Below are 24,057 nucleotides of genomic sequence, written 5' to 3'. Positions count from 1 at the left end.
TTTGGTTGTTATCCATTATCGGCATCATGTTCGGCATTTGGTTGTTATCCATTATTGGCATCATGTTCGGCATTTGATTGTTATCCATTATCGGCATCATGTTTGGCATTTGATTGTTATCCATTATCGGCATCATGTTTGGCATTTGGTTATTATCCATTATCGGCATTATATTTGGTGGTTGATTGTTATCCATTATTGGCATTATGTTCGGCACTTGAATATTAGGCGGTATTACTTGCGGGATAATAACACTTTCTTTTGATACGTTTGGTGAGACTATGTTCCCTACATTCTCTTTCTTCACTTGCGGCGACACTATGCTTCCTACATTTTCTTTTTTCACTTGCGGCGACACTATATTCCCTACATTCTCTTTCTTCACTTGCGGCGACACTATACTTCCTACATTTTCTTTTTTCACTTGCGGTGAGACTATGCTTCCTACATTTTCTTTCTTCACTTGCGGTGAGACTATATTCCCTACATTTTCTTTCTTCACTTGCGGTGACACTATGTTTCCTATATTTTCTTTTTTCACTTGCGGTGAGACATTTCCTATATTTTCTTTTTTCGTTTGCGGAGAAATGACGTTGTTAGGTTTCATTTTATTAATTTGAGGAGCAATTAACTCGCTTCCTTTTTTTATTACATCCGAAATTTTATATTCTTTTTTCGCTTTAATCGGCGGTTGTGGCGGCTGTGGTAATACATTAATGGAAAACTTAGTATTTTCTTTCGTAGTCGGTTTTGGTTTTTCTACTTTCTCTACAACAGGTGGTTTTTGAATGACAGGTGGCTTTTCAACTGGCTTTTCTTTTTGAATTGGTTTTTCTTTTTGCACTTCTTTTTGTGGCTGCACCTGTACTTCTTTTTGTGGTTTCACTTGCATTTCTTTTTGCGGCTTCACCTGTATTTCTTTTTGCGGTTTTACCTGCATTTCTTTTTGCGTTTGTTGCATAGCTGGCTGCTGTGTAATAGGTGCTGATTGATACATAATTTCATCTTCATCTTCTATTCCGAGCGGGGTTGGTGTTGATGCAAACTCTTTTTGCTGTACCTCTTTTACATATTGTTTCGGGGGCGCTGAACCCGATCCAGTCTGTTGCTTCACATGAACGCTATTCGATGGCACTTTAATTTTCATCCCTGGCATAATTAGGTCTGGATTGCTAAGCTGTGTATTTGTTTTTTTTAGCGTCTCAAAATCCACTCCGTACTTTTTTGCAATTTTCCAAAGGGTCTCCCCTTTTTGCACGATATGAATTTTCAAATTTTCCCCCTCCTGTATAACTTATCTATAAGTAAAAAACACTTTGAAGTAACACTTTCTAAACAACATTAACTTCTTTTACTTTTATCACTTCTTCTATTTTCAATATGATTCGAAGTGGAATAAGCATAGAAAAATCGCAATGATTTCCTCAACACAATGTATGCCTCTTTCGTTCTTGTTATGATTATATGTACGAAAAAAAGCAACGAAAATTCCGCTGCTTTAAACACGCTCTAACATACGATTTAATGCAAGAACTGCCTCTTCTGTTACTTGTTTCTCCACACGAATAACGTTAATCTGTTCTCCTCTTTCTATGTTCTCAAGTGCCCATAATAGGTGAGGTAAGTCAATTCGGTTCATTGTTAAACAAGGACACATAAACGGATTTAGCGAAATAATTTCTTTATCAGGGTGTTGCTGAATAATTCGGTTCACTAAATTCATCTCTGTACCAATCGCCCACTTACTTCCCGCTGGAGCAGCCTCTATCATATCAATGATATATTTCGTTGATCCTGCATAATCAGAAGCGGCAACAACTTCATAACAACATTCAGGGTGAACAATAATATTCATATCCGGATGATTTTTTCGCACATTTTCAATATTTTTCACAGTGAAATTTTGATGAACAGAACAATGACCTTTCCATAAAATCACTTGAATTTCTTCTATATCTCCATCATACTCTAATGAATCTGTATGCGGGTTCCACACTGCCATTTTTTCTAACGGAATACCTAAATCATACGCTGTATTTCTTCCTAAATGTTGGTCTGGTAAAAAGACGAGACGCTCTTTTTGTGTAAACGCCCAAGACACCATTTGTTTTGCATTAGAAGAGGTTACTGTTGCCCCTCCATTACGACCGCAAAACGCTTTGATCGCAGCTGTTGAATTTACATACGTTAATGGAATCATCGTATCCCCAAATAATTTCGTGAGCTCTTTCCACGCTCTTTCTGTTTGTTCAATATCTGCCATATCTGCCATAGAACAGCCGGCACGCATATCTGGTAAGATGACAATTTGATCATCTGTCGTTAACATATCTGCCGTTTCTGCCATAAAGTGCACACCACAAAACACAATATATTTTGCCTCTTTATTATTCGCTGCAACTTGCGCGAGTTGAAGTGAGTCCCCTGCTGCATCTGAAAATTGCACCACTTCATCTTTTTGATAATGATGTCCTGGAATAAATAGTAATGCCCCCATTTTTCCTTTAATTTCACGGACACGCTCTTCCATCTCTAATGTAGACATCGTTTGATAACGCTCTGGTAACATGACTTCGATTGGCTGAACTTTCTCTAAAATACCCATTTATGATTCTCCCCCTCTAAACCACTCTCACTAGGCCTCAATATTAAAACTAATATCAAGTGCTTTCACTGAATGTGTTAACGCTCCAAGTGAAATATAATCTACCCCTGTTTTTCCGTATTTTGATAAATCTTCAATTGTAATACCACCTGAAGCCTCCGTAACGATGGCACTTGGTACAATTTTTGAAAACTCACGAATCTCTTCTGGCGTACGATTATCGAACATAATAACATCTGCGCCGGCCTCTACCGCTTCTCTTACTTGCGCCTCTGTCTCTGTTTCGACTTCTACTTTCACCATATGTCCCAATCTTTCTTTCACCGATGTAACAGCTTTTGTAATCGAGCCAGCAAAAGCGATATGATTATCTTTAATCATGACACCATCATATAAACCGAATCTGTGGTTAAATCCGCCCCCGCATACTACCGCATATTTATCAAACATACGTAGTCCTGGCATCGTTTTTCTCGTATCACAAATGCGTGTATGACTGCTATCTAAAGCAAAAACCGCCTTACGTGTCATCGTCGCTATCCCGCTCATACGCTGAATAACGTTTAATATAACGCGCTCTGCCGTTAATAATGATGCGATTGGGCCTTGCACGGTTGCAATTATTTCGCCTTTTTCTACAAGATCCCCATCTTTTTTATGAAGTTCAACTTCAATTCTCTGATCAATTAATTTAAATCCTTCTTCAATTACTAAGCGCCCTGCAAATACCCCTGTATCCTTTACAAGAAACGTTCCTTTCGCAAGTGCATTATCGGGAAAGATAAGCTGAGATGTTACATCTCTTTCTCCTATATCTTCTAGAAAAAATCGATTTAATGCTTCCTTAACTTTTAACGTATTCATAAAACCCCTCTTCCCCTTATTAAACAAGTTGTAGTTTTCTTCTCACTCGGATAATCTCTTTTTTTACGCTATTTCTTTCTGGATAATCAATGCGATAATGACCACCAATACTGTCTTCTCTTTGCAAAGCTGATACTGTTATAAGCTCACAAACTGTTAACATATTAATAAGCGTTATCTCTTCATTTGTAAGTGCATCATATTGTAAGATCATATTTAGCACACCGTACCTACTAAACCATCTCTTAACATATGATAAATTTTTCTCAGTTCGCACAATCCCAACATGCTTCATCATGTATTCTTGTATTTCTTCTTTCAGCGGTAAATCATTAAGAGCTATAAAACTTTTCCCTCTCTCTTCCGGCACATTTTTTCTTTCCTCTGCTGGTTTAGCTAAAATGTGTTTTCCTATTCGTCTTCCAAACACAAGACCTTCTAATAATGAATTACTCGCCAATCTATTCGCACCATGAACTCCATTACAAGCCACTTCACCGACCGCATATAAGTTTGAAATGGACGTCTCTCCGTCACAATTCGTCTTCACGCCGCCCATATGAAAATGAGCACCCGGTACGACCGGAATAAGGTTCCCTTTTAAATCAACGCCATTCTTTTTACATAATGATGAGACGGTTGGAAAACGTTGTTCAAAGTTTTGAATGGCTTCGATGTTTAAGTACACTGTTTCACCCGCAAGGAGTTGTTCATGAATAGCCCTTGCCACTACATCACGCGGTGCGAGATCTTTCCCGGGATGTATATCCATCATAAAACGCTGTCCTTTTCCATTTATAAGGACAGCTCCTTCACCACGGACTGCTTCAGAAACGAGACCACAACATCGCCCGTCCACGTATAACATCGTCGGATGAAATTGTACAAATTCTAAATCAACAAGTTCTCCCCCAGCTCGATATATCATCGCAAGTCCATCGCCTGTAATTGTCTCATCATTCGATGTAAAGGCGTACAAGCCACCAATTCCTCCTGATGCTAACACCGTATTATCAGCATAATAACGCTTCAGCTTCCCTTCACTATTTCGCGTTAAAGCTCCTATGCATTTATTATTTTCTATAATAAAATCGAGCACCATTTCATGCTCAACGACAGTAACATTCGGAACTACTTCTTGTATTAAATGCTCTAATAGATTTTTACCAGTTGCATCTCCTCCCGCATGTAAAATACGCCGTTTTCGATGCGCTCCTTCTTTACCAAGGTGGAGCCCTTTTTCATCCCCATCAAATTTCATTCCATTTGTAATAAGCTTACTTATTTCTTTCGGCCCCTCTTCAACTAAATAACGAACTGCTTCTTCGTTGTTATAATGGCAACCTGCCACTAATGTATCTTCAAAATGCCCACTCGGATCGTCATATGTAGCAACAGCTGCTGCAATTCCTCCTTGAGCTAAATGTGTATTGTTATTACGTCCTGTTTTTTTTGTGATAATTATCACATTCTTTTCGTGACAAAGCTCTTTCGCAACACGAAGCGCTGCAACGCCGCTTCCAATAATCAAGACATCTGCACTTGGCATAATTGTTGCCTCCTACTTTACACTTTTTAACTGTCTTGACACCTATATTTACATAGTTTTAAAATAATGACAAGAGTTTTTTTACAATTCTTATTTTCACTACCATTCTAAAAACGAAAACAAATGTCACTCTTACTGAAGAGAGGAAATTACATGATGATATATCTAGATTATGCAGCGACAACACCTATGAGCGAAGAAGCTTTAGAAACATATATAGCAGCGGCAAAAACATATTTCGGAAATGAACAAAGTTTACACGATATCGGCGGAAGTGCATCATCTTTATTACAAGTTTGTAGAGAAACATTTGCAGAAATGATTGGGGGTAAGGAACAAGGTGTATTCTTTACAAGCGGCGGTTCAGAATCTAACTACCTTGCGATTCAATCCCTTCTAAATGCTAGAAATGGAAAGCACATTATTACGACACCTATGGAACACGCATCGATTCGAAGTTATTTTCAATCCTTACAATCGCAAGGTTATACTATTACTGAGATTCCTGTTGATAAAAGTGGGATAATTCATTTAGTAGATTTAGAAGCAGCTATTACAGAAGATACTGCTCTAGCAAGTATACAGCACGGAAACTCTGAAATCGGGACCATTCAAAACATTGCAGAGATCGGAGCACTTTTAAAAAAATTTAATGTTTTATTTCATTCGGATTGTGTTCAAACGTTTGGTAAACTTCCAATAGACGTTACAGCGATGGAGATTGATAGTCTCTCTGTTTCAGCCCATAAAATATACGGACCAAAAGGAGTTGGAGCTTGCTATATAAATCCGCAAGTTCGCTGGGAACAAATATTCCCTGGAACTTCTCATGAAAAAGGCTTTCGCCCTGGTACAGTGAACGTTCCTGGAGTCGCTTCTTTTTTAACAGCCGCAGAGCATATATTAAAGAATCAAAAGGAAGAGAGCTTTCGTTTTAAACAATTACGATCTTATTTTTTAGAGCAATTGCAAACACTTCCTCTAGAAATTGAAGTGAAAGGACATTCTACAGCTTGTTTACCACATATTATTGGGGTTACAATAAAAGGAATAGAAGGTCAGTATACAATGTTAGAATGTAACCGGCATGGTATTGCCATTTCAACTGGAAGTGCTTGCCAAGTCGGTAAACAAGAACCTTCAAAAACAATGCTCGCAATTGGAAAAACGTATGAAGAGGCAAAACAATATGTCCGCTTTTCTTTCGGACATCACACAACGAAAGAACAAATTGATACAACTATTCATGCACTACACACAATTGGAAATCAATTTTATAGAGGTGTTAAATCATTATGAAACAAAATGATCAAAAAAAGATTTTAGGCGAAGAAAGACGACAACTCATCCTCGAGTGGCTTCTTGCTGCAAATGAACCGTTATCGGGGAATGAGCTATCTAAAAAGACAAACGTAAGTAGGCAGGTTATCGTGCAAGACATTTCCTTACTAAAAGCACGAAATGAACCAATTATTGCGACTGCACAAGGGTATTTATATTTAAAACCACAAACAAGACAACAAGCTTTTGAACGCGTAATCGTATGCCAACATAAACCGGCAGAAGTACGTCAAGAACTTACTATGTTAGTTGACCACGGCGTTACGATTAAAGACGTAAAAGTTGAGCATCCTGTATACGGCGACTTAACAGCATCAATTATGGTAAGTAATCGCTTTGATGTAGAGCAATATTTACAAAAAATCGAAAACACAAACGCTTCCTATCTTTCGCAACTAACAGACGGTATTCACTTACATACAATTGAAGCAGATTCTAAGGAGAAATTAAATGCAGCTTGTGAGGCACTAGATAAAGCTGGATTTCTCGTTTATTAATGTAAAGCACAGAGGTTTTCATCATTCTCTGTGCTTTTATTTTGTAGATGATATAATATTGTAAACAATTGTAAAGGAGTATTAAATATGGGAATTGAACTCGTTCACTTTAGCACCGGTAAACCAAAACAAATGAAATATAACGAAGATAAAGAAATGATCACTGGTATATGTAAAGAGCCTACAGAAGAAGCTTTCCTCTCAAAAGATGGATTCCTTGGTGATGATGTAGCTGATTTAAAACATCACGGTGGACCTGACCGCGCTGTTTGTGTGTATTCATACGAACATTACGCACTATGGGAAGAAGAATTTCAAACAACACTTCCAGCTTCCACATTTGGTGAAAACATTACAGTAACAAATATGCTAGAGCGTGACGTATGCATCGGAGATACATATCAACTAGGCGAAGCAATCATTCAAGTAACACAAGCTCGCGTACCTTGTAGTACAATTTCAAAACGTCTTGGCATTCCTGGCATTTTGCCACGCATTGTAGCAACTGGATATACTGGTTATTTATGCCGCGTTCTTCAAGAAGGTACTGTACGTAAAGATTCTAAAATTACATTACTAGAGCGTCCATCAAACAATGTATCTGTTTTGTTCTCTAACGAAATTTATTTTCATAATAGAAAAGATAAAGATGGCATTGAGAAGATTCTTGCTATCCCAGAACTAGCTGATGTTTGGCGTGGTCAATTAGAAGATCGTCTTTCGAAGTTAAAATAACAAATCCCACCTTTTGCAGGTGGGATTTTATTAATCTATCAATATTGCATCTCTTGCTTCAATAGAATAGACAGCTTGCTCTGCCCCAAACCGATAATACGTTTGAATTAACTTCATACGTAACCGTTCTAAAAGTTTACGTGAAGGTGTATTAGCCATTTGTGTTACTGCAATTACTTTTGATAAATGTAATTCACGAAAAGCATAACGAAGTACTTCTTGAACTACTTCCGTTGCATAGCCAGCTCCCCAAAACATCGGCAAAAATTGATAGGATACTTCAATATCCTGATTAACATCATTTGGATCGATCGATACTACTCCCAAAAACGCTTTTGTTTTCTTCTCCTTAACAATCCAATACCAACAGTTTTCTTCAGGATGCAACATATCATTCAAAACACCTCTAATCGACTCTTCTTCACGCGGTCCACCAAGATATTTTCTCACTTCCTCATTTAAATATAGCTCTTTTATATTTTCGTAATCTAATTTATGAACTGTGTCTAATAAACAACGTTTCGTTTCAAGCAAGTTTAACAGCCCCCTCACTTCTTACAACCAATAAGAAGAATAACTCCCCAAAACAGTAACAGAAAAGCCAAGTGCTTCAAGTTCCATCATTACGCCTGGCAATAATACGTCATCATATGCTTTATCTACGTCGATTAAGAAAAAGTAATTTCCAAGACCTGTTTTCATCGGGCGAGATTCGATTTTTGATAAGTTTAATTTTCTCCATGCGAAAGCTGATAACACTTGATACAGCGCTCCTGCATAATCCGCAGGTAACGTTATCATAAGCGTCGTTTTCTCACCGCGATTTTCTCCGTTGTTTGGGAGTACTGCTTTCTTTTTCTTATGCAGAACAAGGAAACGCGTATGGTTGTTTTTATGCGTATGAATGTCACGCCTTACAATTGTTAATCCGTATTTTTCTGCCGCTGCTTCATTTGCAATGGCGGCAACTTTTTCTTCAGAATGTTCTTTCACATATTGCGCAGCAGCGCTTGTTGATGTCATATCTCGAACAGTTACGCCTTTTAATTCCTCATTTAAAAATTTATGGCACTGTGCAATGGCATGCGGATGAGAATGTACAGCGTATACTTCTTTCCACACTTCTTCGTACTGCGGGTGTACGAGTAAATGTTGCTGAATTGGCACTGTAATTTCTCCTACAATGGAAAGTGGCTGCTCATGTACGAGATAATCAACCGTTATATTAACTGAACCTTCTATGGCGTTCTCTAACGGTACGACCGCATAATCTACATTTTCATTTGCAGCTGCATCAATACAATCCGGAATCGTTCGATACGGTACATGCTCTGCTTCCGGAAAAAAACGACTCACCGCCATATTTGTAAATGTCGCTTCTGGTCCTAAATATCCTACTCGAATCATCGTCTTTTCCCTCTTTTTCGTTTTCTTACTGTTATACCATACTTTTTTATATTCTTCTATGAGAATTTCGAATATTAAAAAAAGACTAGCATTCGCTAGTCTAAATGTTTCTTGTATTCTCTTTGAGCGAAGAAGAAATAGATGATACATGCAGCAATGTAAAACAGAATAAACAAGCCCACTTTTCTTAATGATCCGTCCATAAAAAGAGTATTATGAAACGTATATAACGCAACTGCACTATGCATACTCCCTACTATAATTGGCGCAAAAAATAGCATACACAATTGCCAACGAGAAATCTTCCACACTTCTTCCTTCGTCATTCCAAGTTTAGAGAGCGCCCCGTACTGCTTTCGATCGGATGCAATATTATGAAACCATTTAAAATATACGATGCTACATGACGTAAGGAAGAATAATATGCTAATGAATGAGCCTATAAATAGAGTAATATCACCACCTTCTTTCATATTCACATATAATTCCATATTACTTCGAAACGCATCATTTGTATCATGTTTCATATGTTTCCGTAAATCTTCATTTAACCCCTTCGCACTTTCAATATTTGGTAATGTGTAGCCTCTATATATCATTTTTTCAGAATCCGGAATTGTATTTGCTATACTGTCAAAATCTTCATCATTCATGACGAAGAACAGACCATTAATGTGCGCGGGGTGATAATTAAATTCCACCCCTTCTTTCTGACCGTTATATACAAATTGATATGTTTGATTCATAACTTGCAATTGAATCTCTTTTTGATTATATAGATTTGGATAATTACGTTTATTATAATAAACAAGTGTAACTGTTCCTTTTTTAGGATGATACATTTTCTGTTTTTGTTTTCTTGCCTCTTGATTGTATTCACTTTCCCTTATAAGCGGTGCTATTGTTGTTTCTCCCTTATTGGACTGAAAGGATGCATACACTCCAACAAAACTCATAGATTGAAAATCATCATATCCATATTGATGTAATAAGTTTTCAACCTTGTCTTTCTCGAAAACTTCATGAGCAGAAGTGCCTTTTTCTATGTATGAAAATGAGTGTACTCCTCCGCCACGCCACATATCTTGCATGCTAGAAAAATATAAGAACACCGTACCTGTCGCCGTAACGACAAACGTTGTTGCCATAGACAACAGAAAGAAAAAGCGACTATTTTCCTTCATTCGATGTGACAATTGATTCACTATAAATAAATACGGATATGTATACATAATCCTTTTATTTCTTTTTATCACTTCTAATATTTGTGTAGCGCCATGTGTAAATGAGAAATACGTCCCAAAAGAAATGAGTATAACAACCGGAAAAAAGTATAATGCTATCGTTGTCATCGTCACTTGTAGTGCTAACGCATATCCGCCCACTAAACAAGCAAAACCGAATAAACAAAGCCACTTTGATGTTTTCCTCTCCCGTTTATCTGTTCGAAATTCTTTTAATAACCGAATGATTTTTATATTCCATATACGTAAAGCACTTATAAAAGATAAGAAAATAAATACGACCATATATGTAACAAACGTTACACCAATCGCTCTCATGTCAAATATAACAGGAAGTTCTTTTGGAAGGCGAAGTAACATGCTAAACACCATAAAAAAGAGTTTTAAAAAGATCATGCCAAGCCCGATACCGAAAATATTAGCGAAAATCCCGATCAATATTTGCTCGGCCATAATCACTCCTATTACGTTAGACTTCGTCGCCCCCATTAACATATATAGTCCTAATTCTTTCTTGCGTGCCTCTATGAAAATAGAAGTAGAATACAAAATAAATATAACGAAAAAAGAAATAATTATAACATTACATACGATAAGTCCCCAGCGTACATTTTGATACCACATTGTCTCTTGCATATACGGATGTACAATTACAGACATATATGCATAAGAAGCAAATATTGCAAAACAACTACTTAAGAAAAACACTTTATAATTACGCCAATTCCCCTTTATATTTTGCAGCGCTAGTTGCCTAATGTTCATCTACCGTCCTCCTGTAACTTACTACACACGTAAAAAGCTAGAGGTTTCCCTAGCTTTTTACGTGTTTTAAATATCCTCTTTGCGCGATCATAAAGTAAATGGCAGAAGCTAAAATATATGCTCCAATTACAATCGCACCTGATTTCCATAAATCGATATAAAGCATTTCCCCTAACGTATGAAGGGCAAATCCACTATGAATTGTACCGATTAAAATTGGGATAAAGAAGATAACACCCATTTGTCGAATTGCAATTTTACGAATTTCTTTATCTGTCATACCAATTCTTTTTAATGACTTAAATTGAATACGATCTTGTTCTTTATCATTAAACCATTTAAAGTATGTCATGCTACAAGCGAAGAAGAAGAACAGTACTGCTACGAAGAAGCCGATGAACATTGTAATTGCTCCTTGCTCCTTTATCGCTTTATACGTAAGGATAGAATTGTGGAAATTCTGTTGTTGTTCTTGTGCAATTTCTTTCTTTAAGTCTAGTACAAGATTTTCTGTTCCTTTCCAATCTTCAATATAATATCCATAATATTTCGTCTTTTCTTCATCTGCTACGAGCTGTGAATATTTCACAAAATCCTCATCATTCACAATCAAATAGCCACCATCATTAAAAACAGACTTTGATACTGGATCATTTAGCTTAATAGACTGTTTTTGTCCGTTCAATTTAAATTCAAATGGCTTCGTAAGATCCGGCTTGACAATATCATTCATCATATCAACTACAACCATCGTTGCACTCCCCGGCTTATTTTGCACTTCTGGCACGTTCTGTTTACGCGCTTCTTTATTATATTCCTTTTCAGAGATAATCCCTAACGGCATCTCATGTTCACCGTTAAACATCGTTACCTTTTGAGTTGCAGGAAGTTTTACATACGTTACTTTTCGCGCTTCTTCAAATCCGTGTTTTTTTATTAGTTCTTGTGCTTTCCCTTCACTGATGATGTTATGCGTATTTACCCCCTTTTCTTCATACGAAATAGCATGCGGAGCACTAGCTACTGTTTTATAACTCATATCCTCAAAGAACACGTACAGTGTACCAACTGCTGAAGAAACAACCGCCGTAATGATAGAAATTACAAATAGAAAACGAGCATTATCTTTCATTTTATAAATAAGATTGCTAAGTACGAACATATTTGGATACGTATAAAAAGATTGTTTTCTTTTTTGCAATGCTTTTAATACGACTGTACTACCTTGCGTAAACAGTAAATACGTTCCGCCTATTGTCAGCCCTACAATCGGTAAAAACAGCATTATAAAATTCATAAATGTCACTTGGAAGCTAAGCACATATGCGGCAATAATACATCCTATACCAGCTACACCTAACCATGTAAATGCAAAAGGCTCTACTTTTTGTTTTCTTGCCTCTCTTAATAAATCAATAATTTGCAAGCGTCCTACTGTCCAAACACTAAACAGTGATAGGATTAAAAAGAGGATAAAATATATGCCAGCTGTAATAAGAACTGCTTTTCCATTCCATACAAGCGGAAGTGTTTTATCTATTTTCAACAATACACTTAATGCTTGGAAGAAAAGTTTTGAACAAAGCATTCCAATCCCAATACCTACTACAATTGCAATACTACCTAACATCAGTTGCTCTAATATAATCATTCGGCCGAGCTGAGACTTCGTTCCACCTATTAATGTTAATAAACCGAATTCTTTTTTTCTTGCTCGTAAAAACGTTGAGTTCGCATATAAAATAAAGAGTGCTGAGAAGATGACTACAATATAATTCATCGATTCTAATCCTTTTGAAATCATCGTCTTCATACTAATATTACCGCTTACGACATCTGGATGATAAATGAAGGAAGCATACATGAAAAATACGACAATCGATAAACAACTACTAATAAGGAACGCTTTATAATTACGCCAATTTCCTTTTACATTGTTAAGCGCGAGCTGGCGAAAGTTCATGATATTCCCCCCCTAGCATCGCAAGTACGTCCAAAATTTCTTGGAAAAAGGCTTGTTTCGTTCTTCCTTTATGTATTTCTGAGAAGATCTCTCCATCACGTATGAAGAGGATACGTTCACAATAACTAGCCGCTACCGGATCATGCGTTACCATTGCAATCGTTACTTTCTTTTGCTCATGTAAATCTTGAAGTGCTCCCATTAATGATTTCGCTGACTTAGAATCTAAGTTTCCCGTTGGCTCATCCGCTAAAATTAATGTTGGTTCATGAATAATCGCCCTTGCAGCAGCTGCACGTTGTTGCTGTCCTCCTGATACTTCGTATACTTTTTTATTTAAAATTTCTTCGATGTTTAAAAACCTCGCAATTTCAAGTACTTTCGCATCAATTTCTTTTACAGATTTCTTCGCCATTACAAGCGGCAAAATAATATTTTCTTTAATGGATAACGTATCAAGTAAGTTGAAATCTTGGAAAATGAATCCTAGATGTGTACGGCGAAATTCCGCCAATTTTGCAGCACGCATTTGATTAATTTCTTCACCATTTACAAGCACATGACCTGAAGTTTGCTTATCAATTGTCGCTAATAAATTTAAAAGCGTTGTTTTTCCGCTTCCTGAAGGCCCCATAATTCCTACAAATTCGCCTTCTTCAATTTTAAAATTTATATCATTTAAAGCAGTCGTCGCTACTGAACCTTTTGATTGATACACCTTTGTTAACCCTTTTACTTCAAGAACACTCATTTCTAATCCCCCTATGTGTTTTCTTCTTACATTTACTATAAGAAAAATAAGAAAAAGAAACGAGTGATTTCCCTTACAAAACCATTTGTTATCTTACAATTTTGTCATTTTTCTCATTAATGTATGATATTCTTCATCTTTTGCAAATTGGAACGTAACTATTGTTCCTTCCCCTTCAGTTGATTGTACATACACTCCATGATGTAAATTACCGCAGATTTCCTTCGTAATATATAAACCCATCCCTGTCGCTTCCCTTGTTTTACGGCCGTTTATTCCCGTAAAGAACGGATCAAATATACGCTTTACATCTTGCTCTGGAATACCAATTCCATTATCTCTAATATGTAGTAATACCTTTTGATCCTTCTCTTCAATTTGAAATTGAATTTCTTTTTTCTCTGCTTCTGAAATTTTTGTATACTTAATTGCATTCACAACAATTTGGCCCAAGGCGATACTAAGCCACTTTCTATCAGACGCAATCATACAAGTCTCTTCTTCAAACATCATTTTCGGAAATACAGAAGATTGAATGAATGACTTTCGATTTTCATTAATAATATCTCGAATGACCTCTATAACATTTACTACTTCTACTTTATAATCTTTCGAAAACTGATCTAACCTTGCCATATGTAACGCTAAATCTAACCCATTTAAAATACGGTTATTTTCTTCACGAATACTTTCAATCGTTCCCCTTGCTTCACGGTGTTCCTTACCATATTTCTGTAACAATAATTCAATAACGGATACTGGTGTTTTCATTTGATGGATCCATTGATTCATGAAAATCATTTGCTGTTGCTCTTTTGCATGCTGTTTATGAACTTCATTCATATATTGCTGCCTTAATAGCGTAAACGCTTCAACAACCAGTTCTTGCTCTGACGTATAAGAAGTATCGATAAGTAAAGAGTCATGTAATGTATGTCCACCGGCAATATACTGTTCTATTCTCTTTAAAAACACACTTCGTTTTCGGTAATCGTAAATAAGGTATACACTAAACACAACTGTCCCTAATAACAGTCCGTATAGCCATGTACTCCAGTCCAGCGAACGCTTTTCTAAAAGGCTTTGCAACTGCAATACGAGCCCAAATAAACAAAGGCTTATAATGTAAGAAAGGATTAAGGAAAAACGGTCTATGAGGTAGCTTTTAATCTTCATGCCCTTCGCCCCACTCAGTAAGAAGAGCATAACCGTACCCACGCTTTGTGACAATTGCATTTTTAATGCCTAACTCCTCAAGTTTCTTCCTTACACGCTTTACATTCACAGTTAATGTATTATCATCAACAAAAGCTACTTCATCCCATAAGGCCTCTAACAGCTCTTCACGTGTCACGTATTGATTCGCTTGTTTCATTAAACATTCTAATAAATAAAATTCATTTTTTGTAAGTTCAGTTTGTTGCCCTTTCCACTCTACTGTGTGCTGTGATGGGAATAATAACAATCCATTAACACCTAAACAATCACTTTCCGCGGCCAAAGCATATTCACCATACCCGCGGCGAAGTGCACTCTTCACCTTTGCCATTACGATATCTAAATGGAACGGCTTTGTAATATAATCATCCCCGCCATTCTCAATCGCCATCACTTGATCCATTTCCCCTGTCCTTGCAGACACGAAAATAATTGGCGCATTCGATACAATGCGGATTTGGCGGCACCAGTAGAAGCCATCAAAGTATGGTAAATTAATATCAAGTAACACAAGATGAGGACTTACTTTTACAAACTCATCTTTTATATGACGTAAATCGCTTACTCTGAAAGATTGATATCCATACCTTTCTAAATGCTCCTCTAATATCTCTGCAATTTTTTCATCATCTTCTACAATTAATATTTTATACATGTTCCTTTTCTCCCCATAAAATATTTTTCTAAAACCACTCCTTTTTTCATTATAAATTGAAACTTTAATCAATGGGGATTTTTTCCTATATCGACTTATGGTTCGCCTATACGAATCGGATCCTTACTGGACTAAAATAGCAAAAAAAAAAGACCGCCATATTTCGGCAGTCTTAATCGATAAATTCAAATTGATATTCAAGAATTTTTACAATATCTCCGTCTGTTGCACCACGTGCACGAAGGGCTTCATCAATACCCATTCCACGCATTTGACGAGCAAATCGGCGTACAGATTCATCACGTGAGAAGTCTGTCATCTTGAATGTTTTCTCAATGTCATAACCAGAAATAACAAATGTGCCATCACTTTCGCGTGTAATTTCAAAATTAGATTCAGATTCAAATTTGTACATTACACTTGCTTCAGATTCTTCTACATCATCGTACATTGGGAATTCTGGTGTTGTTTCTAATAAGTTCGCTACTTCAAATAGTAAGTCACGAACACCTTGTTTCGTTACAGCTGAGATTGGGAAAATTTTTACTTCGTCTCCCAATTTCTCTTTAAATGCTTGTAAGTTTTCTTCTGCATCTGGCATATCCATTTTGTTTGCAACAACAACTTGTGGACGCTCAGTTAAACGCATATTGTATTCTTTTAGTTCATTATTGATTGTGACATAATCTTCATATGGCTCACGTCCTTCTAAACCAGACATATCGATAACGTGCACAATTACACGTGTACGTTCGATATGACGTAAGAATTGGTGTCCAAGTCCAACGCCGGAGTGTGCGCCTTCAATTAGTCCAGGAAGGTCAGCCATAACGAAGCTGCGGTTATCACCAGTTTCAACAACACCAAGATTCGGAACGATTGTTGTAAAGTGATATTCTGCAATTTTCGGACGCGCTGATGATACAACAGATAATAATGTAGATTTACCTACACTTGGGAATCCAACAAGTCCAACATCTGCTAGCACTTTAAGTTCTAGCGTGACATCACGTTCTTGACCTGGTTCCCCGTTCTCAGCGATTTCTGGCGCTGGGTTCGTCGCTGTTGCGAAACGTGAGTTACCACGGCCACCACGGCCACCTCTTGCGATTACAGCTGTTTGTTCATGCGTTACTAAATCGGCAAGAATTTCACCTGTTTTTTCATCTTTCACTATTGTTCCTGGTGGAACCTTTACGATTAAATCTTCAGATTTACGACCGTGCTGACCTTTACTCATTCCGTGCTGACCGCGATCAGCTTTGAAATGACGTTGGTAGCGGAAGTCCATTAATGTACGTAAGCCTTCCTCAACAACAAAAACAACATCTGCACCTTTACCACCGTCGCCACCTGCTGGGCCACCTTTAGGTACATACTTCTCACGACGATACGCAACCATTCCGTTACCACCGTCGCCGCCTTTTACATATATCTTGACCTGATCTACAAACATTATTTCACCACACTTTTTTCGATTAGTTGTAATATAACTGAGACTTCTTCGTCTCGTACTGTATAAGAAATGGAATACCATTTATTGTTTTGGTTCGCAAGCCACGTTTGTAGTTCTTCTACATTCGTTAGCTTTCCACGAAAATCAAAAAAGAAACGAGCATTCTCCGCGTCACATTCAATTGTGATACAAACATAATTTTCAACATATACGTCTAAACTATGCTGAAGCATCGAGAAAAACTGATTCGTCCATGTACATACAGTCTCATCTAGATGAGATAAGTTATGTACTTTCCCTAATACTTCGTACTCCAATAAGCACGGTTGCTGTTTCCAATTATATGTTAAAATCCACTCTGAAAATAAAGGCATTGATAGCCCTATCAGATTGGATTCTTGTCTCGCTTCTTGGACAAAACGATCGATGAGCCTATGAATCTCTTCCACTTTTCCAAGGGAAAGATTTCCTTTAACCATCTGCAAACGATTGAGCCAATCATGTCTTGAATGGCGCAATGCATCTATAATTGTCCATTTTTCATTCATTTAGATACCCCTTAATATAGAAAAACTCTAACCTGCACTCAGGTTAGAGTTTTCCGTGAGTTCTTATGCTTCTTGAGCAACAGGATATACGCTCACTTGTTTGCGGTCACGACCAAGACGCTCAAAGCGTACTACGCCGTCAACTTTCGCGTATAAAGTGTCATCGCCACCACGACCAACGTTAACACCTGGATAAATTTTTGTACCGCGTTGACGGTAAAGAATTGAACCACCTGAAACCGTTTGACCATCTGCGCGTTTAGCACCAAGACGTTTTGACTGAGAGTCACGACCGTTCTTTGTACTACCTACACCTTTCTTAGATGCGAAAAACTGAAGATCTAATCTTAACATACGTTACACCTCCTGCACTTTTTCTATTAAACGGATATATTTTCCGTAATCAAGTTCAATCGTCTTAAGTGAAACAACCAATCCTTCTAAAAGTATTTGTGCTTTTTCTGCTGTATGAGCGTCTAAATCATTAGGCAATTCATACGTCAAGAATCCGCCATCACTTCCGAGTTCAATAGTTGCCTGCACATTACAAAGTTCTTCCACTGCATTTATAGAACCAAACACAACCGCTGTAGTTCCAGCACAGACAAGATCTTGTCCATGTGGCGCATAATTGGCATGTCCAGTCATTTTAAATGATTGGATACTTCCTAGTTTCGTGCGACTTATCGTAATCTTAATCATCTTAACCAGAATTAAGCGTTGATAGCTTCAACTACTAGCTTAGTGTAAGGTTGACGATGACCTTGTTTCTTACGATTGTTCTTTTTCGCTTTGTATTTGAAAACGATGATTTTCTTAGCGCGACCTTGTTTTTCAACTTTCGCAGTAACTGTTGCACCTTCTACAACTGGGCTACCAACTTTCACGTTTTCGCCACCAACGAAAAGAACTTTGTCAAAAGTAACAGTTTCACCAGCTTCAACATCTAATTTTTCAATGTAGATTGCTTGACCAGCTTCAACTTTAATTTGTTTTCCACCTGTTTCGATAATTGCGTACATACTTGCACCTCCTCTTAATTACTAAGACTCGCCAAAAACGAGGTAGACATAAAATGTCTTTAGGGAACCTGTCTTGTGCGGTTGTAGCATATAGCAGTTTAGGTGCTATAAACTATAACATAAAAATATTACCATGACTCATTGACTATTGTCAATGAATGTTCTGCTAACTATTTTTTCCGTTCTACAATTTCTTTCTTACTTCCAAAACGGATAATAGCGTACTTTTCGATAATATCATCTTTGAAATAAATTTCAAATGGAATATTTTTTTGTAATTCTTTTTGTGAAAAATGTTTTTGCAAAATTTTTGGTGCAGCGATTAATACTGCTTCATCTTCTATATTGCCATATGTAATTAACTCTCTCTCTAGCTCATATGCAATTGTTTCATAAGACATAACATACCCCGTCGCTTTACAAGGTACACATTCTTCTAATAATACGTCACGTAACGAATGTTTCTTACGTTTTCGCGTCATCTCTAAAATACCTAGCTCTGTAAACCCAAGCACTCTTGTATATGTGCGATCATCTTGCATAGCAGCTATGAGGCGTTCTCTTACCTTCTCTTTATCTTCCCGTCTTTTCATATTAATAAAATCAATTAATATCATCCCGCCAATATCACGAAGTCTTAATTGACGAGCAATCTCTTCAGCAGCCATTTCATTTGTGCGAAATACGGTATCTTGTAAATTTTGTTTTCCAGTAAATTTACCTGTATTCACATCAATTACAGTCATCGTCTCCATTTGTTCTACAATTAGATAGGCACCATTTGGTAGCCACACAATTTGTTGAAGTGCTTTCTCGATTTCACGATCTATTCCAAAATGGTTAAACATCGAAGATTTTTCATTATAAAAGGATACTCTTTCTTCCCCTACTTTTTCTTCTAATTCTTTTACTATACTTCTCGTATCTACAACTATTTTTTCAATTGTTTCAATTGGGTTCTCCTGAAATACACGATCTAAAAACGTCGCTGGTTGATGAAGTAGTAAGGGCGCCTTCCCTTGATCTTCTTTTCTTTTTAACTCTTCATATAACTTCTGCAACCCCTGCATTTCAGCTTGTATTTCATCGATCGTTCCTTTTTCAGAAGCAGAACGGAAAATGTATCCACCCGTTCCTTCTACTTCAATTCCCAGTAACTGTTGTCTTCTTTTATTATTTTTTATTTTCCGAGAAACAGCGCGCATGTCATCATACGGCATGTAAACAACATATTTTCCGGTAAATTCTACCTTCGCCGTTAATTTTGGCCCCTTCGTATCAATTGCCTCTTTCACAACTTGTACAAGTATCGCCTGCCCTTCATGTATGCGATATGAAGATGGTACATCATCAAACGAAAGATATGCATGTTTTTCTAATCCGATATTTACAAAGGCTGCGTTCATTCCAGCAATTGTTCTTACGATACGCCCAACATAAATATGTCCGACAATCTCCTGCTCTTCATTCCGTTTCCATAAAAGCTCGACAATTTTTTGTTTCTCTTCTATCGCAACACGCTTTTCCGAACCAGTGTAGTTAATATATAACGTCTTCAAAATTATTTCCTCACTTTTCACTTCTTTTCCTTACAATATAAAAGGTTAGTGTCGTCGTCAACACTAACCAATTAATTCTTCAACAGATGAGGTTGTTCGTTTTTCAGCAAAATACGCATACAACAATTCATTTTCGTCCAATGTGTAATGCTCTTTATATTTTCCATGGACGATAATAGAGTGTTTATATCCTCTGCGAAATTTTGTGAAAATCGTATATAAATGATCTTCCGTGTTCACCTCAATAGGTGCTATTTTTTCAATATCTCTTTTATTCCCATAATAACGTTCTAATAAAAAACGCATAAATGCGTACCGTCTTTGTTTCCATTCTTGATATAAAGAAATCGCTAGAAAAACGAGTAATACCCACATCATAATGTTATTACTATTCCAAAGTAACTGCCATCCTAATATTACACTAAAAAAAACACATGACAATTTCATCATCTTTTCATGTGCTTGTAAATAGGGAAAACGATATGATAATACATTAAATAATACTTTTCCGCCATCAAGTGGCCAAATAGGCAATAGATTAAACCCTAAAATAATGACATTATTCCATACAAAGAAATGGTACAAATCATCAGTTACCCAGCCCGCTTGATACAAAATGTAAGCGGCCACAATCATCCATATATGCTGAATTGGCCCCGCCATAACGACAATTAATTCTTCTTTCAATGATTTGTTACCATGTTCTTCCATCTCGACTACGCCACCAAACGGCAAAAGCTGAATTTGTTTAATACGCCAATTATAATACGCTGCGGCAAAAGCATGCCCAAGCTCATGAATGAGAACGATACAAAATAACAATAGCAACTCTTTAAAACGCGCCGTAAAAATACCAATAACAATAATAACCCAAAACAACGGATGCACGGAAATTTTCGTGAAAACATCCCTATATTTAATCAAATGAAATCACCTGAATTGGATCAATAAATTTTTCATTCTTTTTTATTGCAAAATAAAATTTTCCATTTTTATTATTTTCATCATTACTCACTATTCCAATTTTTTGTTTCTTTGAAACGTAATCATATAATTTTACTGACATATCATTTAAATTTGCATACCATGACTCCGTGCCATCAGCGTGCTGAATTTGAACTGTATTTCCAAGTTCCTCTTTCTTGCCTGCAAAAACAACTAGCCCTTCATTCACTGACTCAACTGTTGCATTTGTAGCTGTTTGGACAAATACACCTTGACCATTTTTTTGAAAGCCTTGCATCACCTTTCCAGAGGCAGGAATTGCATAATCCTTTTGCTGAATCGCTCCTTCCTTTCTCTCATTAGGCGAATAGAATACGAGAGGTTTTCCAAACTGCTTTTCGTACCATTTCGCTACAGTGGCAAACTGAAACTCCTCTTTCATCACTTTTTCTGTAACTGCTTTAGCACCATCGAAAGAAGAAGGAGCATTCTTGTATAAAATAGCAACAGAAAGAACTAATATTGCTGATAGCAACACTTTGAAGAGAAAAACTTCTTTTCGAAATAGAGGATGAATTTCCTTCTCCCCCTCTTCAATAAAGACCGTTTCGCTATCAAAATCTCCTCCCGCAAAATACCGCTCTTCCTCCATCCTTTCTTGCTCTGCTTTCCTTTTCGCAATCCGCTTTTTAATTTCTTCCACACGTCTATTCTTCATACTGTCTCCTTTCTTTCGTTAGCCTTATTCAAATAGAAACAGTTATATACAGTTTGTACATATGTATGAGTTATAGAAGGAAGATATTCATGCGAAGAAAAAAGAAAGCACTCCGCATTTATGCGAAGTGCTTTTAACGGATTCCAAAGAAATTTTTCATCTTTGTAAATACCGATACTTTTTCTTGTTCAAATGCTTGTAATGGTACATTCTCACCTAACAAGCGTCTTGCAATATTACGATAAGCTATTGCTGCTTTCCCACTAGGTTGCAGTGCTACAGGTTCACCTGTATTCGTAGCACGAATAACTTCATCATCATCCTCGACAACTCCAAGAAGCTCGATTGACAGTGTACGTACGATTTCATCAACGTCTAACATATCCTGTTCATGAAGCATATGACTACGCACACGGTTAATGACAAGTTTCGGTGGTTCAATATCCTCTTTCTCTAAAAGCCCGATAATACGATCCGCATCACGCATTGAGGATACTTCTGGTGTTGTTACAACGATTGCTTTATCCGCACCTGCTACTGCATTTTTAAACCCCTGCTCAATCCCCGCAGGACAATCAATTAATATGTAATCATAATCTTGACGTAATACTTGTATTAATTCATCCATTTGTTCAGGTGTTACCGCCGATTTATCGCTCGTTTGTGCTGCAGGTAATAAATAAAGATCATCAAAACGCTTATCTTTAATAAGAGCCTGAGGTAAACGACAACGTCCTTCAACGACATCAACAAGATCAAATACAATACGATTTTCCAGCCCCATTACTACGTCTAAATTGCGTAAACCGATATCTGTATCAATTAAACATACTTTTTTTCCAGATAACGCAAGGGCTGTACCAATGTTCGCAGACGTTGTAGTTTTACCTACTCCGCCTTTTCCAGATGTAATTACTATTGCCTCTCCCACAGCTATACAATTCCCCTTTCTAACTTGGTTAAATTAGGTCTAAGATGAGTGAGAAGTTGCAGGCGATCGACAACAATGTGATTGTTCTCATTAATGTACGCACATTCTGCCGCCTCTGCTCCGTCTTCTTTCTCTTCCGGAGCCCGCATTGTCACATCACTAATTCGAAGTTGCATAGGGTTCATACTAGATGCAGCAATAACAGCTTCTGAATCTCCATCATACCCCGCGTGTGCAATTCCTCTTAATGATCCCAAGACAAAAATATTCCCCCCAGCGATAACCGTTCCGCCTGGATTAACATCTCCAATTAATAATAAATTGCCTTTTACATGTAACACTTGTCCAGAGCGAACAATTTTGGAAATAGGGACAATTTCTGTTTCTTCTTTCCAAGCTATTGCTTCTGCTTTTGTTATAACATCACTTTCGATTGATTCCACAACAAGGTTCTTCTTATTGCGAATTAACGTACGAATCTCTTCTTGTTGTACTTCTGTTAAATAGCGATTTCCTACTTTAACACGCACTTCAATTAAAGAACGTCCGTCACCCTCATAGTAATGTGTAGAAAGCTTTTCATCCAATTCTTTTAGTAGCTCAGAGAATGAACAGCAATCATCTAAATGAAGTGTTATTCCATCTTTTGTCCCTTTTATCGTTACATTTTGTTGCTTTTTTTCTTCCACTAAAGTTCACCCCACCGATTCAATTCGACATAAAATTAGAAAATCCTTTTTTCCTTTTCTTCTATCGCTTTTGAAAGACGCACTAAATATCGTCTCAGTGGGAAACAAACTATTAACAAGAAAATTCCATTTAGCAATAAAGTAGCAAGGAGACGGTCTGTGAAAAAGACAGATGCTGACATGTGAGTACGTCCTAACAAAGTTAAAAACCCATACACATAATACTCTAATGCTGCAATGCCAGCCAGTACGATAGAAGCGACAATAAATAAATTCAATTGTAATACCTTCATCACACTATAAACTAAATAAGCTAAAATCGGATAAGCAAAAATATATATACCGACAAGTTCTGTGTATACGGTATCAAATAAGAAACCAAATAATAGTCCGTAGTAAATCCCTTGAATCGGACTATAGTACACTGTAATAAAACATAACACAATTATAAAGAAATGCGGTGCTGCTATACTATTTTTCCAAAAGACGTCTGTTGGAACAACAGTAGAGAACATATTTTCAAATAAAAAAACAAAAAGGAGCAGAAGAGGAAGAGCTGCTCTTTTTAAAATCGTCATCATCTCTTCTCCCCCTC

Annotated in this window: 25 protein-coding genes and 1 other annotated feature; of the genes, 3 read left to right on the top strand and 22 right to left on the bottom strand. The window is 37.0% G+C overall.

What is annotated here, in order from left to right; all coding sequences use genetic code 11:
- The 4 genes from exsA to nadB form a co-directional block, all read right to left on the bottom strand.
- On the bottom strand, nucleotides 1-1,273 hold a 1,273-nt coding region (gene exsA, locus AB3X48_RS00650; RefSeq protein WP_367958540.1), incomplete at its 3' end, for a spore coat assembly protein ExsA.
- A 225-nt stretch (nucleotides 1,274-1,498) separates the two neighbouring features.
- Entirely contained in the window at nucleotides 1,499-2,605 is a 1,107-nt protein-coding gene (gene nadA, locus AB3X48_RS00645) for a quinolinate synthase NadA (RefSeq protein ID WP_016106227.1), read from the bottom strand.
- A 30-nt stretch (nucleotides 2,606-2,635) separates the two neighbouring features.
- Entirely contained in the window at nucleotides 2,636-3,469 is an 834-nt protein-coding gene (gene nadC, locus AB3X48_RS00640) for a carboxylating nicotinate-nucleotide diphosphorylase (protein WP_002112024.1), read from the bottom strand.
- A gap of 19 nt (nucleotides 3,470-3,488) precedes the next feature.
- The gene (nadB, locus tag AB3X48_RS00635; RefSeq protein ID WP_002112025.1) at nucleotides 3,489-5,018 is read right to left on the bottom strand and encodes an L-aspartate oxidase; all 1,530 of its coding nucleotides are present in this window, start codon (nucleotides 5,016-5,018) and stop codon (nucleotides 3,489-3,491) included.
- A gap of 153 nt (nucleotides 5,019-5,171) precedes the next feature.
- On the opposite strand from nadB, the gene AB3X48_RS00630 reads away from it, so the two are divergent.
- The 3 genes from AB3X48_RS00630 to AB3X48_RS00620 all read left to right on the top strand — a co-directional run bounded on the left by AB3X48_RS00630 (nucleotide 5,172) and on the right by AB3X48_RS00620 (nucleotide 7,591).
- Entirely contained in the window at nucleotides 5,172-6,317 is a 1,146-nt protein-coding gene (locus tag AB3X48_RS00630) for an IscS subfamily cysteine desulfurase (RefSeq protein ID WP_002160372.1), read from the top strand.
- Nucleotides 6,314-6,856, top strand: coding sequence for a transcription repressor NadR (locus AB3X48_RS00625; protein ID WP_016106228.1), 543 nt, complete (start codon nucleotides 6,314-6,316; stop codon nucleotides 6,854-6,856). The genes AB3X48_RS00630 and AB3X48_RS00625 overlap by 4 nt, the downstream gene beginning before the upstream one ends.
- A gap of 87 nt (nucleotides 6,857-6,943) precedes the next feature.
- Nucleotides 6,944-7,591 (top strand): MOSC domain-containing protein, encoded by a 648-nt coding sequence (locus AB3X48_RS00620; protein ID WP_016106229.1) that lies wholly within the window; start codon nucleotides 6,944-6,946, stop codon nucleotides 7,589-7,591.
- A 30-nt stretch (nucleotides 7,592-7,621) separates the two neighbouring features.
- Here the strand turns inward: AB3X48_RS00620 and AB3X48_RS00615 are convergent, their stop codons facing one another.
- The 18 genes from AB3X48_RS00615 to mreD all read right to left on the bottom strand — a co-directional run bounded on the left by AB3X48_RS00615 (nucleotide 7,622) and on the right by mreD (nucleotide 24,043).
- Complete coding sequence (locus tag AB3X48_RS00615) at nucleotides 7,622-8,125, bottom strand: GNAT family N-acetyltransferase (RefSeq protein ID WP_016106230.1); 504 nt, start codon at nucleotides 8,123-8,125, stop codon at nucleotides 7,622-7,624.
- Nucleotides 8,126-8,146: 21 nt separating this feature from the next.
- Complete coding sequence (pheA, locus tag AB3X48_RS00610; RefSeq protein WP_002160369.1) at nucleotides 8,147-8,998, bottom strand: prephenate dehydratase; 852 nt, start codon at nucleotides 8,996-8,998, stop codon at nucleotides 8,147-8,149.
- A gap of 95 nt (nucleotides 8,999-9,093) precedes the next feature.
- Complete coding sequence (locus tag AB3X48_RS00605) at nucleotides 9,094-11,007, bottom strand: ABC transporter permease (protein WP_016106231.1); 1,914 nt, start codon at nucleotides 11,005-11,007, stop codon at nucleotides 9,094-9,096.
- Nucleotides 11,008-11,056: 49 nt separating this feature from the next.
- Nucleotides 11,057-12,970, bottom strand: coding sequence for an ABC transporter permease (locus tag AB3X48_RS00600; protein WP_016106232.1), 1,914 nt, complete (start codon nucleotides 12,968-12,970; stop codon nucleotides 11,057-11,059).
- Complete coding sequence (locus AB3X48_RS00595; protein WP_002015381.1) at nucleotides 12,945-13,721, bottom strand: ABC transporter ATP-binding protein; 777 nt, start codon at nucleotides 13,719-13,721, stop codon at nucleotides 12,945-12,947. The genes AB3X48_RS00600 and AB3X48_RS00595 overlap by 26 nt, the downstream gene beginning before the upstream one ends.
- Nucleotides 13,722-13,814: 93 nt before the next feature.
- Nucleotides 13,815-14,897 (bottom strand): HAMP domain-containing histidine kinase, encoded by a 1,083-nt coding sequence (locus tag AB3X48_RS00590; protein ID WP_033714877.1) that lies wholly within the window; start codon nucleotides 14,895-14,897, stop codon nucleotides 13,815-13,817.
- Nucleotides 14,887-15,594, bottom strand: a complete 708-nt coding sequence (locus AB3X48_RS00585) for a response regulator transcription factor (RefSeq protein ID WP_016106234.1) — start codon at nucleotides 15,592-15,594, stop codon at nucleotides 14,887-14,889. Before AB3X48_RS00585 ends, AB3X48_RS00590 begins: the two co-directional genes overlap by 11 nt.
- A 172-nt stretch (nucleotides 15,595-15,766) precedes the next feature.
- Complete coding sequence (obgE, locus tag AB3X48_RS00580) at nucleotides 15,767-17,050, bottom strand: GTPase ObgE (RefSeq protein WP_002015378.1); 1,284 nt, start codon at nucleotides 17,048-17,050, stop codon at nucleotides 15,767-15,769.
- On the bottom strand, nucleotides 17,050-17,598 hold the full coding sequence (locus AB3X48_RS00575; RefSeq protein ID WP_016106235.1) for a sporulation initiation phosphotransferase B: 549 nt from the start codon (nucleotides 17,596-17,598) through the stop codon (nucleotides 17,050-17,052). The genes obgE and AB3X48_RS00575 overlap by 1 nt, the downstream gene beginning before the upstream one ends.
- A 63-nt stretch (nucleotides 17,599-17,661) precedes the next feature.
- Complete coding sequence (rpmA, locus tag AB3X48_RS00570; RefSeq protein ID WP_000944957.1) at nucleotides 17,662-17,952, bottom strand: 50S ribosomal protein L27; 291 nt, start codon at nucleotides 17,950-17,952, stop codon at nucleotides 17,662-17,664.
- A gap of 3 nt (nucleotides 17,953-17,955) precedes the next feature.
- Nucleotides 17,956-18,300, bottom strand: coding sequence for a ribosomal-processing cysteine protease Prp (locus AB3X48_RS00565; protein WP_002160364.1), 345 nt, complete (start codon nucleotides 18,298-18,300; stop codon nucleotides 17,956-17,958).
- 11 nt (nucleotides 18,301-18,311) lie between these two features.
- On the bottom strand, nucleotides 18,312-18,620 hold the full coding sequence (rplU, locus tag AB3X48_RS00560) for a 50S ribosomal protein L21 (protein ID WP_000270907.1): 309 nt from the start codon (nucleotides 18,618-18,620) through the stop codon (nucleotides 18,312-18,314).
- A 14-nt stretch (nucleotides 18,621-18,634) separates the two neighbouring features.
- Nucleotides 18,635-18,713 (bottom strand) — a sequence feature (ribosomal protein L21 leader region).
- 77 nt (nucleotides 18,714-18,790) lie between these two features.
- Nucleotides 18,791-20,179, bottom strand: a complete 1,389-nt coding sequence (locus AB3X48_RS00555) for an Rne/Rng family ribonuclease (RefSeq protein ID WP_016106236.1) — start codon at nucleotides 20,177-20,179, stop codon at nucleotides 18,791-18,793.
- A gap of 63 nt (nucleotides 20,180-20,242) precedes the next feature.
- The gene (locus AB3X48_RS00550) at nucleotides 20,243-21,103 is read right to left on the bottom strand and encodes a M50 family metallopeptidase (RefSeq protein WP_016106237.1); all 861 of its coding nucleotides are present in this window, start codon (nucleotides 21,101-21,103) and stop codon (nucleotides 20,243-20,245) included.
- Nucleotides 21,096-21,842 carry a stage IV sporulation protein SpoIVFA gene (spoIVFA, locus tag AB3X48_RS00545; protein ID WP_016106238.1) on the bottom strand — a complete coding sequence of 249 codons (747 nt, stop codon included), beginning with the start codon at nucleotides 21,840-21,842 and terminating at the stop codon, nucleotides 21,096-21,098. The genes AB3X48_RS00550 and spoIVFA overlap by 8 nt, the downstream gene beginning before the upstream one ends.
- 133 nt (nucleotides 21,843-21,975) lie before the next feature.
- Complete coding sequence (minD, locus tag AB3X48_RS00540; RefSeq protein ID WP_000503308.1) at nucleotides 21,976-22,773, bottom strand: septum site-determining protein MinD; 798 nt, start codon at nucleotides 22,771-22,773, stop codon at nucleotides 21,976-21,978.
- A gap of 2 nt (nucleotides 22,774-22,775) precedes the next feature.
- Nucleotides 22,776-23,462, bottom strand: coding sequence for a septum site-determining protein MinC (minC, locus tag AB3X48_RS00535; protein WP_002160361.1), 687 nt, complete (start codon nucleotides 23,460-23,462; stop codon nucleotides 22,776-22,778).
- Between the two features lie 35 nt (nucleotides 23,463-23,497).
- Entirely contained in the window at nucleotides 23,498-24,043 is a 546-nt protein-coding gene (gene mreD, locus AB3X48_RS00530) for a rod shape-determining protein MreD (RefSeq protein ID WP_002160360.1), read from the bottom strand.
- Nucleotides 24,044-24,057: the final 14 nt, after the last annotated feature.

It is taken from the genome of Bacillus sp. S4, from assembly GCF_040838205.1.
Taxonomy (GTDB): domain Bacteria; phylum Bacillota; class Bacilli; order Bacillales; family Bacillaceae_G; genus Bacillus_A; species Bacillus_A cereus_U.
The sequence above is the reverse complement of the archived record's forward strand: the minus strand, read 5'-3'. Positions and strand labels throughout refer to the sequence as shown.